14 protein-coding genes are annotated in these 13,202 nt (G+C 37.1%); 7 read left to right on the top strand and 7 right to left on the bottom strand.

Annotated features, from left to right (window positions below; genetic code table 11):
* Positions 1–63 precede the first annotated feature (63 nt).
* Together AC07WY_RS13665 and AC07WY_RS13660 are read left to right on the top strand one after the other, a co-directional pair.
* The gene (locus AC07WY_RS13665) at positions 64–2,196 is read left to right on the top strand and encodes a PA5441 family protein (protein ID WP_494736518.1); all 2,133 of its coding nucleotides are present in this window, start codon (positions 64–66) and stop codon (positions 2,194–2,196) included.
* Between the two features lie 7 nt (positions 2,197–2,203).
* Complete coding sequence (locus AC07WY_RS13660; protein WP_494736517.1) at positions 2,204–2,953, top strand: DUF3142 domain-containing protein; 750 nt, start codon at positions 2,204–2,206, stop codon at positions 2,951–2,953.
* Between the two features lie 60 nt (positions 2,954–3,013).
* Here AC07WY_RS13660 and AC07WY_RS13655 read toward each other — a convergent pair whose 3' ends face one another.
* Positions 3,014–3,499 carry a hypothetical protein gene (locus tag AC07WY_RS13655; protein ID WP_419335831.1) on the bottom strand — a complete coding sequence of 162 codons (486 nt, stop codon included), beginning with the start codon at positions 3,497–3,499 and terminating at the stop codon, positions 3,014–3,016.
* A gap of 266 nt (positions 3,500–3,765) precedes the next feature.
* Between AC07WY_RS13655 and rpsF the strand changes: the two genes are divergently transcribed.
* From rpsF to dnaB, 4 genes are all read left to right on the top strand, one after another.
* Complete coding sequence (gene rpsF, locus AC07WY_RS13650; RefSeq protein ID WP_004719337.1) at positions 3,766–4,152, top strand: 30S ribosomal protein S6; 387 nt, start codon at positions 3,766–3,768, stop codon at positions 4,150–4,152.
* Positions 4,153–4,163: 11 nt separating this feature from the next.
* Positions 4,164–4,391 (top strand): 30S ribosomal protein S18, encoded by a 228-nt coding sequence (rpsR, locus tag AC07WY_RS13645; RefSeq protein ID WP_004719336.1) that lies wholly within the window; start codon positions 4,164–4,166, stop codon positions 4,389–4,391.
* A gap of 9 nt (positions 4,392–4,400) precedes the next feature.
* Positions 4,401–4,847 (top strand): 50S ribosomal protein L9, encoded by a 447-nt coding sequence (gene rplI / locus AC07WY_RS13640; RefSeq protein WP_004719333.1) that lies wholly within the window; start codon positions 4,401–4,403, stop codon positions 4,845–4,847.
* Positions 4,848–5,066: 219 nt separating this feature from the next.
* Positions 5,067–6,512 (top strand): replicative DNA helicase, encoded by a 1,446-nt coding sequence (gene dnaB / locus AC07WY_RS13635; protein ID WP_004719332.1) that lies wholly within the window; start codon positions 5,067–5,069, stop codon positions 6,510–6,512.
* Positions 6,513–6,569: 57 nt separating this feature from the next.
* Here the strand turns inward: dnaB and AC07WY_RS13630 are convergent, their stop codons facing one another.
* Positions 6,570–6,992, bottom strand: coding sequence for a DUF4259 domain-containing protein (locus AC07WY_RS13630; protein WP_004719330.1), 423 nt, complete (start codon positions 6,990–6,992; stop codon positions 6,570–6,572).
* 283 nt (positions 6,993–7,275) lie between these two features.
* On the opposite strand from AC07WY_RS13630, the gene alr reads away from it, so the two are divergent.
* Entirely contained in the window at positions 7,276–8,349 is a 1,074-nt protein-coding gene (gene alr, locus AC07WY_RS13625) for an alanine racemase (RefSeq protein WP_494736516.1), read from the top strand.
* 66 nt (positions 8,350–8,415) lie between these two features.
* Here the strand turns inward: alr and AC07WY_RS13620 are convergent, their stop codons facing one another.
* The 5 genes from AC07WY_RS13620 to AC07WY_RS13600 form a co-directional block, all read right to left on the bottom strand.
* Positions 8,416–8,844 carry a BLUF domain-containing protein gene (locus AC07WY_RS13620; RefSeq protein ID WP_004719325.1) on the bottom strand — a complete coding sequence of 143 codons (429 nt, stop codon included), beginning with the start codon at positions 8,842–8,844 and terminating at the stop codon, positions 8,416–8,418.
* A gap of 333 nt (positions 8,845–9,177) precedes the next feature.
* On the bottom strand, positions 9,178–9,912 hold the full coding sequence (locus AC07WY_RS13615; RefSeq protein ID WP_004822453.1) for a proteasome-type protease: 735 nt from the start codon (positions 9,910–9,912) through the stop codon (positions 9,178–9,180).
* A gap of 73 nt (positions 9,913–9,985) precedes the next feature.
* Positions 9,986–10,765: a transglutaminase family protein gene (locus AC07WY_RS13610; RefSeq protein WP_494736515.1), complete on the bottom strand. Its 780-nt coding sequence runs from the start codon at positions 10,763–10,765 to the stop codon at positions 9,986–9,988.
* Positions 10,762–11,370 (bottom strand): alpha-E domain-containing protein, encoded by a 609-nt coding sequence (locus tag AC07WY_RS13605; protein ID WP_004822456.1) that lies wholly within the window; start codon positions 11,368–11,370, stop codon positions 10,762–10,764. Before AC07WY_RS13605 ends, AC07WY_RS13610 begins: the two co-directional genes overlap by 4 nt.
* A 38-nt stretch (positions 11,371–11,408) precedes the next feature.
* Positions 11,409–13,010, bottom strand: a complete 1,602-nt coding sequence (locus AC07WY_RS13600; protein ID WP_494736514.1) for a circularly permuted type 2 ATP-grasp protein — start codon at positions 13,008–13,010, stop codon at positions 11,409–11,411.
* Positions 13,011–13,202 lie beyond the last annotated feature (192 nt).

Genomic DNA, 13,202 nt, shown 5'->3' with positions numbered 1-13,202 from the left:
CTTTTTTTTATCTGCATAAATAAAATTAAAATATTAAAATTTTATTATAACGATAGGCACTTTATGCTTTTTAAAAATAAAACACTGCAATATGTCTTTCTTGTCGGTTTACCTTTGGTAGTTCACCCTACTTCTAGCTTTGCTGGCGCTGCAGAAGAAATCGCATCACCAACTTTTGACCTAAACAACAATCAATATCGTATATTAAATCTCCCCATACTCTATCCAGCCAATGACAATAGAACCAACATGATGCTACTGCTAAGTGACAAAGGTTTAGCAAGTATCAAAGTATTTGAAGTTGATAAAATGAGTTTATGGGATACGTCTAGTGGCTTAGTCCCTTTTTACCCTACCGAATTAACTCAAGCATCTGAAAATAAAATTCCAAACAAACGTGCTTTTTATGATGCAAATGATCACGTCTATGATGAGCGCTGTATAACGCTCAAATCTGGTGCTGAAGTTTTTCTTAAACAAGTTTCAAATCACAAGAAAATATCTCAAGACGAAAAAGGCAGCTTGTTAGAACAACGAAATCAGATTACAGATTGTCAACAAACTATTCCATTGATTCAGGTCAATGCGCAATGGACACAGTCCGCTCAACAGTATGCTTCTTATTTAAATGGGATCATTTTATTTTACAAAGCTAACTATTCCTCAGCAACTAAAATATTTACAGCCTTAAGCCAAGTTGATGACCCTTGGTTAAAAGAAACCGCTCAATACATGCTCATCCGCACATCATTAAATGAGTTGTATAGCCAGTCATTAGGAACTTATGGTGATTTAGATACTCAAAAAGTTGATCAAGCGCTTCTTAAAACTTTTTTTAATCGCATTACTGATTATTTTAAGCTTTACCCTAAAGGTCAATACGTAGCCAGTGCTAGAGGCTTTTTACGCCGAGGCTACTGGATTGCCAATCAACAAGATGCGCTAGTCAAAGAGATGATTTGGCAGATGGATCACCCCAGATCAGATTATTACAATCTCGATATGTCCACATTGGCGGCCGAAATAGATCGCAAGGTATTTGGTTTAGAAAACTTCAACGCAAAAACACTCAACGATCCTTTCTTTTTAGCCATCTATGATCTGATGTATATGCGTCAGAGTGATTCTACGCAGTACCGGCCAATTAGCTGGTCCGAGTTAAATGCACAAAAACCTGTATTTAAGGAGCAACCTGAGTTGTTCCGTTATTTACAAGCCGTTCATTTATATTTTATTCAGAAAAAACCGCAAGATGCGTTAAATTATTTACCGAAACAAAAACCCAATTCCATTCAAAATTATTTAGAACTCAGCCAATATACGCTTAAAGGGGTCATTCTTGAAAAAAGTAGCGATAAAAATCTGGTTGAACAATATTGGGATCATTTACTCGCAATTTCTGCTAATCCTTATCAAAAAGCTTTGGCAGAAGTCGCCCTAGCGATTCACTATAAAAACACCAATAACCAAAATGCCTTTTTAGGAAATCATTCAAAAATCAAACAAGCCACCTTACAGAAAGCATTCATTACTCAAATTGCCGATGTCAAAGCTTTAGAAAGTATCATTACTGCCAAAGACAGTTCAGCTGATAAAAAGAATCTGGCTTTATATACATTATTAGATAAAAGCTTAATGAGTCAAAACTATGCGGTATTCAATAAAGCCTATACCACATGGTTACCTCAAGATGCCTCAGAATACAAAGCATACAACAGCAAAATTAAAGCTTATAAGTCAGAACCCCACTTCGAAGTTTTTGTTTGGAATGGTCATGAAATTACACCAACGCTCAAATGCCCTAAATTAAGTACCTTAACAGCTGGCTTAGAAAAAAATCCAAAAAATTTAACTTATCGTTTATGCCTAGGCGAATATATGCGTAATCAAGGCACTGCTTTAGAAAGTTTTTATGGTGACTATTACTATGGTCCAAGTTTTAGCCAGCCGAAAAATGCCTTTACAGGTGAAGCTTTTAGTCGTGGTGAGGTCTATAAAGAAATTATTAAATCGAATTCTAAAAGTGAATTACAAGCTTATGCGCTTTATCGCGCTGTTATGTGTTATTCGCCGAGTAGTATAAATGTCTGTGGTGGAAAAGAGGCCACAAAATCCACACGCAAACAATGGTACGCACAAATTAAACGTGACTATCCAAATACCACATGGGCAAAATCTTTAAAATATTATTGGTAGTTGATTCATGCTTAAACAGATTTTCTCGGTTCTACTGACAATCCAATGTTGTTTAGGATTAATGGCATGTCAACCGAGTCAATCCGCGACAGCCTCAGATCAGGTCAATGCAAATGACTATGATGCCTTTTGGATTTGGGGAAATATCAAGTCTGCGCCTTATTTAAGTAAAGCTAAGGAAATCTATATTTTACAAGGTGAAGTTAAGCTGGAGAAAAATTCCAACCAATCTATCTTGATCCAACAAGGCATTTCTGTGGTTAAAATTCCACATCAGAAAGTATGGTTAGTTTTTCGAAATCATCATTTAAATTGGCAAGGCGCTGAAATAGAAAAAATTTTACAACGCGTCCGACAGTGGGAAAGCGCAGGCAATCACCTTCAAGGTATTCAAATCGACTTTGATGCACCAACTAAAAATTTAAAAGCGTATGGCTTATTTCTACAACAGCTTAGAAAGCAGTTACCACAGCATTATCAACTCAGCATCACCAGTTTGATGGATTGGGCCAATCTGCGTGATCCAGTTACACTTAGGCTATTTAGAGAAAATATTGATGAAATGGTGATTCAAACCTATCAAGGCACTACGACTATTCCAAATTATCAGACTTATTTAACCAAGGCTTCAACATTGAAACTGCCTTATAAAATTGGCTTGGTACAACATGGTAAATGGGATCAGCAACTTAAATTTGATACTGATCCAAACTTTAAGGGTTTTGTGGTGTTTTTATTACGACAAAATAAATCATAAATTAATCTAATCAATAAATTCACGTTTTTATTCAATTTAACGTCTAATTGAGTGACCCAATTAACTTCCAAAAAAAACAGAATCATGCTCAAACCGAGCAAATAACGTATCCATTTTTCCTGCATATTTCATATCCAGTTGATGCCATAATTTTTTCGGAAGTGGAATAAATTCTAATGTGTCTGAACCATCAGAAGCTTTGCAGAAACGGATTTCATACTCAGGTTGTAAAATTTCATTGAGTGCCCGTAGTGTGGTATCACGATCAGCACCTTCTCCTTGATAAGGAATCAACAATGATTTTTCACCATAATGAATTGTGATGCTAAAACCTTGTTGATTATCAGCATCTTCAAGTTCAGCAGACAATTGTCCAGTTTCTAAAATATTTTCACAATAGCCAATAATTGCATCATCCTCTTCTCTCCAATCCACCACCATGACAATATCATAACGACCATCAAAAACATCAAAGTAAAAGTCCTGTGTAGGGTTTTCAATATAAGATTCAATGGTTTCAAGTTTTTCAGCGCTGTAGTTTGTCATTTTAGCGATCCATATTTTTATTCATTTTCAATCTAAATAGGTACAAGATGAAATTCAATCTCGAGTGTGTAAAATTTTAGTGGTTATTCCAATAAATATTTGAATATTAAATTGTGTTTGCGCACAAACTTTCCTATAATAGGTGCTCGCAATTTTTGCGGCACAATCTATTGGCTTTTAAACTGTTGTTTAAAGTTTATGCTGATTGTGACTCCTTGCTTCAATCTTTTTAAGGTTGGGGCTGTATAAACCGTAAGGAGCTGACAATGCGTCACTACGAAATCGTAATTCTGGTACACCCAGACCAAAGCGATCAAGTTGTGGGAATGGTAGAACGCTACATTTCTCACATCAAAGATGCTGAAGGTCAAATTCACCGTCTTGAAGATTGGGGCCGTCGCCAATTGGCTTACCCAATTAACAAAATCCATAAAGCGCATTACATTTTAATGAACATTGAATGTAACCAAACTACGCTTAATGAATTAGAAGAATTGTTCCGTTATAACGATGCAATCCTTCGTAACGTGATTATCCGTCGTGAAAACGCAATCACTGAAGAATCTTTACTCGCTAAGAGTGCTGAAGAAAAACGTGCGCGTAAAGCTCAACGTGAAGAAGCACAACAAGCTCAAGATTCTGTTGAAGCATAAGGAGAACATCAATGGCACGTTTTTACCGTCGTCGCAAGTTCTGCCGCTTTACAGCTGAGAACGTTACGTACATCGACTACAAAGATATCGACACTTTAAAACAGTACATCACTGAAAACGGCAAGATTGTTCCTAGCCGTATTACAGGTACTAAAGCTCGTTACCAACGTCAATTAGCGCTTGCTATCAAACAAGCTCGCTATTTAGCGTTGATTCCTTACACTGACAATCATAAGTGAGGTTGAGCCGTGGATATTATTTTATTACAACGCATTAAAAACCTTGGTAAATTAGGCGATAAAGTTTCAGTTAAAGCTGGTTACGGCCGTAACTACCTTATCCCTCAAGGTAAAGCAGTTGCAGCGACTGAAGCGAATACTGCTGCATTTGAAGCTCGTCGTGCAGAACTTGAGAAAGGTGAAGCTGAAGTTTTAGCTGCTGCTCAAGCACGTGCTGACCAATTGAACGAAGTAAACATCGTTATCACTGCGAAAGCTGGTGATGAAGGTAAATTATTCGGTTCAATCGGTACTCGTGATATCGCTGACGCGTTAACAAATGCTGGTCTTGTTGTTGATCGTGCTGAAGTTCGTTTACCGAACGGTGCACTTCGTCACACTGGCGAATTTAACATCGCAATCCAATTGCATCATGATGTTACTGCTGAAGTTCTCGTTACTATCGTATCTGAGTAATTTCTTGCAGAAAAAAAGAGCATACTTTTGTATGCTCTTTTTTTATCTTTAAATTTTACCTCGGATCAGCTGAAATTGTTTCTAGTTGATTCATTCCCCTACTTATTGGTATTACTGTTAGATACTTTTAGTATTTTGCATTAAGATAAGTGAGTACTTCAGTACACACGTACATTACGTAAATAATGTTTTTGCACGATTTAAAAATCAAGGTTTTATATGTCTCAGGCAACTGCCACAGCTCAACAGAATCCCTTCAGCACTGATGCAAAAAACAAAGACAATGCTCAGTTAAAAGAGTTTCGTACGCCTCCTCATAACTTGGCAATTGAACAAGCTGTACTGGCTGCATTGATGACGGTTGCTGAGTCTTTTGAACAAGTCAGTGATACTTTGAATGAAACTGATTTTTATGCAACACGTCACAAATACATCTTCCGTGCAATCGAAAAACTAGCACAAGAAAACTCTCCATATGATGCAGTTTTAGTCAACGATTGGCTGATTAAGCAAAACTTGCTTGATGCAATTGGCGGTGAAGAATATTTAATGCAATTGATGTCCGATTCACCTTCAAGTTTCTATAACCTAGAAACCTATGCGGGCAAAATCAAAGAATTTTCAACGTTAAGAAGCATGATTAAAGTGGGCAATGAAATCCTGCAAAATGCTTATGACACCAAAGGTCGTGAAGTCAGTGAAATTCTAGATCTTGCTGAAACCAATATTTTCTCTATTGCAGAACAACATAATAACAATGCCAAAGCACAAGGGCCAAAAGCCATTACCTCAGTTGTTGCAGACGTTTTTGACAAGTTAAATGAACTTTCTCAAATGGAAGGCAATATCACTGGTTTAACCACAGGTTTTATGGAGTTAGACAATAAAACCTCTGGTATGCAAGCTGGTGATATGATCATTGTTGCTGCACGTCCGTCGATGGGTAAAACAACCTTTGCCATGAACCTTGTAGAAAGTGTGTTATTTAACTGTGATCTTCCAGCACTGGTTTTCTCTATGGAGATGCCAGCAGACTCTATCGCCATGCGTCTCATTTCAGCATACGGTAAAGTCCATCAAGGGCATTTACGTTCAGGTAAGCTTGACGGCGATGAATGGTCTAAAGTCACAGGAACCATTTTACAGCTACAAGAAAAACATCTTTATATTGATGATTCATCTGCACTGCCACCAACGGAACTTCGGGCACGTGCACGACGTATTGCCAAACAACATGGTGGCAAGCTGGGTTGTATCATGATCGATTATCTACAATTGATGAAAGTGCCAGGCATGGGTGATAACCGTGTTGGTGAGATTGGTGAAATTTCACGAAGCTTAAAAGCCCTTGCCAAAGAAATGATGTGCCCTGTTATTGCACTGTCACAGCTTAACCGTTCTCTGGAAAACCGTCCAAATAAACGTCCGGTAATGTCCGACTTACGTGAATCAGGTGCAATCGAGCAGGATGCCGATTTAATTATGTTTATTTACCGTGATGAGGTTTATAACAAAGAGTCAAAAGAAGCAGGCACAGCTGAAATTATCATTGGTAAACAACGTAATGGTCCGATCGGGACTGTGCGTTTAGCCTTTGAAGGTCAATACACGCGCTTTAGTAATCTATCGCCTGAGTATTATGCGCAATATCAAGATGAAGAATAATGTTGATCAATAGATTTAACATCATTTAACACTGCTGTTGAGATGAGATTTTAATCTTCAAATCTTGGAACTTAAAGTCTCTCTCAACGTTTCAATATTCTTAGTCCATTCATCATAATCATCTGAATCTTGCCAAAGCTCATCCAATTCAGAGTTTTCACTGGTCAATAATAATAATGCAGTCAATGCTTTTGGAATAAGCGCATAATTGACATTGTTTTTATTTTGTTCAAGCCATTTTTCTACAGGTTCAGGATAATATTCATTTTCTTCAATCCCTTCACCAAATGATTTAGCTAAAACATCAGCCGCAGCATGCGCAATACAGCCAATATCGGCGTCGATAAACTCTTCGGTTGCCATATCAATCATTTCATCAAAAGCTTGTTCAATGACAACATGCCCATCTTGCTCTTCAAACTCATAGGCCCAATCACTTGCAGTATCATTTCCAAATGGTTCATGTGACCATGTTCCCATACACCCTCCGAAATAAATCCTTAAATTTAAATATAAAATGTACGATTTTATTTAAAAAATAAAGTGCTATATCTTTACAAATTATGTGCAAAGCGCTTAACAAAAATTTTATCGATACAAAATCAATAAACCATTCAAAACACAAATGTTTATGTTTATTTAAAGCTGATAGGACTACAATATTTAGCGTTTTAAAGCTGCACTTTTTTTAAAGTTAGGCTTTTATCTCTATTTATGCGATTTAGCATTATTCAATCTTTGCCATTCCTCAGGAGTAACTAGGGTGCGTCAAGCAACAGTTTATATTGACAGTGAAGCACTGCAATATAATTTAAACCGAGTCAAACAACTTGCATCAAGCGCTAAAATTGTCAGTATGGTTAAAGCCAATGCATATGGACATGGCGTCAAGGACTGTTTAGCCGCCTTAAATGCGACTGATGCCTTTGGTGTCGCCTGCCTTGCTGAAGCCTTAGAGATTCGAGCATTAGGCTATCAACAACCGATTACTCTCATCGAAGGTATTTTCAGCGCTGATGAAATGATTAGTGTTCTTGAAAACAACCTTGAAATCGTTGTACATCATCAGCCACAATTGGCTTGGTTACGTGCACATAAAAAACAATATATCGACAAAGGTTTAAAAGTCTGGGTAAAACTCAATAGCGGTATGAACCGATTGGGTTTTAAGGTGGCTGAAATTATTGAAGTGATTCAATCACTCAAAGCAGAAGGCTTTACCTGTGTGCTGACCATGCATTTTGCCAATGCGGATGCGGATCATCACCCGTTAAATGAACAACAGAAAGATCAATTCTTACAGGTAAAAGCTGCTTGTGAACCGATCTTAGCTTCATGCTGCAATTCTGCTGCTATTTTTAAATGGCCTGAACTGAATTTTGATTTTGTACGTCCAGGTATCATGCTTTACGGCGCGTCTCCCTTTGCAGATCGAAGCGTTGCTGAACTAGACATCAAACCTGTCATGAGCTTTACCGCTGAAATCATCGCACTCAATCATATTCAAGCAGGTGAATCTGTAGGCTATGGCTCTACATTTGTCTCCAAAAATGAAATGGATATCGCCATTGTTTCAATAGGTTATGGGGATGGTTATCCGCGTGCTTTTCCTCAACAAAACTATGTCAGCATCAATGGCCAAATGACAGCGATCATTGGTCGTGTCGCAATGGATATGATCGCAATTGATGTCACTGGCATAGATGCACCACTAGGTACAGTCGTTGAACTGTGGGGCAAGGATCGTTTGGTTGATGATGTGGCTGCTGCCAATGGTACAATCGGTTATGAGTTACTCTGTCGTATGAGTACACGTCCTATCCGTAAAAAACTTTGAGCAAGCATTCTCGATTCAAGATGAAAATCCAAGCGATCGCTTGGATTTTTTAATGGTTTTCAGATTTTAAACAAATTCTTCTGGCTGTTCAATCTCATAGAGTAGTTTAAGTAATGTCGGGATATCCTGTTCATCTAAACTTAATGGGCGAAAATGGTTATAGCCCTTACTCTCGAAGTATTGTTGAATTTTGCCATTTCGTCTCACGTATTTCATAGACCACTGTGAAAAATGCCCTTGCTCAACATGGCCTGCTCTAAACAGCTTGATCTGATGATGTCTTGGATCTTTATGCAGTTTTTCCAATACATGTAAGATAACCACTTCCTCACCTTCTAGGCATTGAAAAAAATGCTCATCTGCAAAATACAGAACGCCTTGAACTTGATGAAGTATATTAAAATCTCTCGCTTCACCTAAAATATCTCTTAAATCATTGAGTATTTGATGATGGGGTGAAGTTGTTTTACTTGCGTAGCATAATTGAAAAGTCATGTAATTCTTCTATTTTTAACTTTCATTATTTATAAACAATTATTTGCGATCATACAAGCCTTAACGTTTTATTATTTAATTGTTTATCTATTCTTTTATATGGATTGCTTTAAACTAAATACATAGCAACCGTGCTCTTTAATTTTTTAATTTAAAACAGTGATTTAATATATATTTATTATTAAAAACACAAAGTAAATCATGATCCACCTAGACAATTGTCTCGATATAAATTTTAGAATAAAAGAAACATAGAATTGAATTTATGCGACCTCTTTATAATTTTTAATATAAAAAAAGCGAGATTAAACTCGCTTTAAAGCACATAGAGTACTATTCAAAATAATCATTGGTCGGTTTAGGTAAATCTTGCAAACCTTTCTTTAAAGTTTCAGACCATTGTTTGCTGATGTGTTGAAAGTAAGGATCACTGTCGTTAATTCGCTTGCCTTTTGGTACCTCTAGGCTGTCTTTAAGATAAATCATCGCATCTAATGGCATACCAACAGATACATTTGAACGTAAAGTCGAATCAAATGAAATTAAACTACAACGTAACGCTTCATCTAAAGGCATATCATAACTTAATGCACGATCTAAAATTGGTTTACCATATTTACTTTCACCAATTTGAAAATAAGGTGTATCACTGGTTGCAGAAATAAAATTACCTTGTGGATAAATATTATAAAGCTGCATTTCCTCTCCACTGATCTGGCCACCAACCAATAAACTACAATAATAGTTACTTTGCTCTTGAGTATCTTCAGTGACATCTGCAATGACTTTGCGTAGGGTTTGCCCAACCAATCCTGCAACCTCGAACATCGTATTCACACTATACAAATTGGGTTCTTGCTTAAGTGCCAAATGATTTTCTAAATGTCCAATCACCGCTTGTGTCGTTGCAAGGTTGCCAGAAGTTTGAATACAAATAAAGCGTTCGCCTTTTACCCCAAACGTATAAAGTTTTCGATATACAGAAATGTGATCGACTCCAGCATTGGTTCGGGTATCACTAATAAATACTAAACCTTGTTTGAGTCTTAAAGCACAGCAATACGTCATGAAACTACCTATACAACTAAATTTGAGATTAATCACATTCTGCAATTATTCACACTATTTACCATTGCCACCACTAACATGCAAGCACTTGAACAATAGAGTACATGGTTTCAGTGCCACCTTGCTCTCTTACTCCACGAACGGGTGCAACATCCCAATAGTCGCGTCCAATCGCCACATAGACATGTGATTCTGGGCGGAATAATTGATTACTGACATCAATAACATGCCATTTACCGTCTAAAAATACCTCTGTCCAAGCATGACTTGCCAAATGCGATTGATTATTTACATATAAGTAACCAGAAACATAGCGAGCTGGTACCCCCAATGCTTTCGCCATCGCAATCAAGACATGGCTATGATCTTGACATACCCCTTGTCGTGCTGAAAAAGACGCCATTGCGGTATGCGTTACTGTGGTACTTGCGCTGATATAGGGCATATGTTGCAACAAAGCTTCTGCTAATTTTTGGAAATTCGCCCAACGCTTATGCGTGATATACTGTTCAGCAAAAGCAATCATTTCTGTATTGCACAAGGTTGCAGTGGTTGGCTGTAAAAAAACCACAGGTGATACCTGATCTTCGATACCAAATTGATTGTCTACATTAATATCGACAATCCCCTGCGCCATAATGGACATTTGTTGATAAGGCTCAATTTGCGAACTGGTCAACCAGATATTATCAAAAGCATCTTTTTTAATGTGTTTTTCACCGGGAACACTGACATGCCAACCCGTCACCTGTTGATGCAAATTAGACTGTGGTGTCATCTTGATATACTGAATACTATTTTTTGCCCATTCAGAATATTGGTAATGCGTTTGGTGATTAATCATCAGTTTCATAAGCGATCCAATTCAAATAATGAGTCAATATGGTCACTAAAATGATAATAATTCATACGGTCTGGTTGGTTTTTTAGTTCTTCCCAAACTTCAGGCAAACTACACATACCATGTTGATCTAAACGATCAATCAAATGATTCAATTGTGTCAAAGTCACTGATTTATCTTGATTCAGACGTAATTGACGATCAAATTGTTCCATTTTTTGCCCTAGGCTAAAAAATAGAAACAATAATTCATCATCCTCTGCCTCTAATACATCATTACATTCTTCACAAACATCACAAATAAAACCAGCATTTTGCTCTGCCTGTTGCAATAACTGATTTAATTCGGCAAAGGACTGTGCTGAAATCACCCCACGTAAATCATGAATATTATTTTTGGCACATAAAAAATGCTGATGAAATGATGCAGGTTGCTCATTGTCTAAAATCAATTCATTTAAAGAACTTGCATCAAATGCAGGTAAACAAAAAGCATGTGCATAATCTAAAGCCAATTCATTGGTTTTAAATGGAAATTGACTACACAAATATTGAATACGGGTTAAATAGCGTCCTAACCAAAATATATTCTGTGCATTGGTACTGAGTAAAATCATGTTTGCTCTCCTTTGGCTGGGATTATTTGAAGGTGGGGCTAAATTGAATATTCATCAATTACCCATGTATCCTTAATTCCACCACCTTGTGATGAGTTGACCACCAGTGAACCTTGTTGCATCGCAACACGAGTCAAGCCACCTGGAACAATTTCTATGCGTTCTGGTGAGCTGAGAATAAATGGTCGTAAATCAATATGACGTTCAGCAATTCCTTGGGAAGTTAGTGTTGGTGCAACAGATAAATTTAAGGTGGGTTGTGCGATATACGCAGAGGGTGAAGCCATTAACTTCATTTTAAATAGATCAATTTCTTGTTCAGTTGCTTTAGGACCGATGAGCATCCCATAACCACCTGAACCTTGAGCCTCTTTTACCACCAATTGATCCAGATTTGCCAAAACATAATCCAAAGCTTCAGCTTCACGGCATTGATACGTCGGTACATTGGACAAAATTGGTTTTTCATTTAAATAATAAGCAATCATTTGATCCACATATGGATAAATCGACTTATCATCTGCAACGCCTGTACCAGGGGCATTGGCAATCACCACATTTCCACTTAAATAAGCAGACATCAACCCTGCAACACCTAAAGTGCTATCAGGTCTAAAGCTTAATGGGTCTAAAAAACCATCATCCAAACGCCTATAAATTACATCAACCTGTTGACGTCCACGGATGGTTTTCACATAAACCTTGTCGTTTTCAACAAAAAGATCACGTGATGTCACCAATGACACACCCATTTCCCTTGCTAAAAATGAATGTTCATAATAGGCACTGTTATAACGTCCTGGCGTTAAAACCACAATTGTTGGGCTGTCTACCTTTGAATTTTCAGCCAAAACGTCACGCAACAATTGCGGATACAACTCAATATTGGCAACGTGTTGATTGCATAATTCAGGCATGAGTTTTTGACTCATCTTACGGCTTTCAAGCATATAGGACACACCTGAAGGCGTACGTAGATTATCTTCTAAGACAAAAAATTCACCTTTGCAGTCCCGTACAATGTCAATTCCACTAATTTGACTGTAAATATTTCCATTCAAGCGATGATTCATCATCACTGGTTGATAAGCTTCATGCGATAGCACTTGTACTGCTGGAATTAAGCCTTCTTTTAAAATATTTTGTTGATTATAGATATCAGCTAAAAATAAATTTAACGCTTGAATACGCTGTGTACAGCCTGCTGCAATCTTGTTCCACTGTTGCTTGGCAATCACGCGCGGAATTAAATCAAACGGTATGGTTCGATCAATTCCCGATGTTTCACCATAAACCGCAAAAGTAATTCCTTGATATAAAAAATGTGCTTTGGCTATTTCATTGAGTTTTTCAAGTTGGTAAATGCTGTGTTGAGATAACCAATCTTCAATTTTTTCAGCAGTTTCGGGCGAAAGAACGTGATCATCCGTCATTTCATTAAAAAAAACCGAGTTCATCTGTTTAAGTAAATGATGTGAGGCTTGTTGTGCATCGATATTTAGATTAATGGCCTGTTGAATATTTCCTATCTGTTGTTGATTCGTCGTTTCAGTTTTTTCTTCTGCCTCAGCAATTGGCAAAGCGAAGCGATCTGCATAATTCTCATTGCTTGAATTTGTATCTATGGTTTCTTTTAGCATACAAACCTCTTTTTATCTTCTCTAATGACTTCTTTAATAATGCAATATCAATGCCAAAATATTATTAAATCGCCATATCCTGTATTCTTCACCTGTACAATTAAATCTTTCTGGCTCAGTTTTATTAATTCATTGTTTGCTATTGCACTCAATGTGAGTTTTGATCGAACTTGTTTCAAAATTTTTTAGCTA

The organism is Acinetobacter sp. GW821-FHT01C12, from assembly GCF_059422625.1.
Note: the sequence above shows the minus strand (reverse complement) of the source record. Positions and strands in the feature narration are given on the sequence as shown.

What these genes read in the sequence shown, in the direction of transcription:
- AC07WY_RS13665 (WP_494736518.1), top strand. Translation starts at nt 64, where the DNA reads ATGCTTTTTAAAAATAAAACACTGCAATATGTCTTTCTTGTCGGTTTA.
- AC07WY_RS13660 (WP_494736517.1), top strand. Translation starts at nt 2,204, where the DNA reads ATGCTTAAACAGATTTTCTCGGTTCTACTGACAATCCAATGTTGTTTA.
- AC07WY_RS13655 (WP_419335831.1), bottom strand. Translation starts at nt 3,499, where the DNA reads ATGACAAACTACAGCGCTGAAAAACTTGAAACCATTGAATCTTATATT.
- rpsF (WP_004719337.1), top strand. Translation starts at nt 3,766, where the DNA reads ATGCGTCACTACGAAATCGTAATTCTGGTACACCCAGACCAAAGCGAT.
- rpsR (WP_004719336.1), top strand. Translation starts at nt 4,164, where the DNA reads ATGGCACGTTTTTACCGTCGTCGCAAGTTCTGCCGCTTTACAGCTGAG.
- dnaB (WP_004719332.1), top strand. Translation starts at nt 5,067, where the DNA reads ATGTCTCAGGCAACTGCCACAGCTCAACAGAATCCCTTCAGCACTGAT.
- AC07WY_RS13630 (WP_004719330.1), bottom strand. Translation starts at nt 6,992, where the DNA reads ATGGGAACATGGTCACATGAACCATTTGGAAATGATACTGCAAGTGAT.
- AC07WY_RS13620 (WP_004719325.1), bottom strand. Translation starts at nt 8,844, where the DNA reads ATGACTTTTCAATTATGCTACGCAAGTAAAACAACTTCACCCCATCAT.
- AC07WY_RS13615 (WP_004822453.1), bottom strand. Translation starts at nt 9,912, where the DNA reads ATGACGTATTGCTGTGCTTTAAGACTCAAACAAGGTTTAGTATTTATT.
- AC07WY_RS13610 (WP_494736515.1), bottom strand. Translation starts at nt 10,765, where the DNA reads ATGAAACTGATGATTAATCACCAAACGCATTACCAATATTCTGAATGG.
- AC07WY_RS13605 (WP_004822456.1), bottom strand. Translation starts at nt 11,370, where the DNA reads ATGATTTTACTCAGTACCAATGCACAGAATATATTTTGGTTAGGACGC.
- AC07WY_RS13600 (WP_494736514.1), bottom strand. Translation starts at nt 13,010, where the DNA reads ATGCTAAAAGAAACCATAGATACAAATTCAAGCAATGAGAATTATGCA.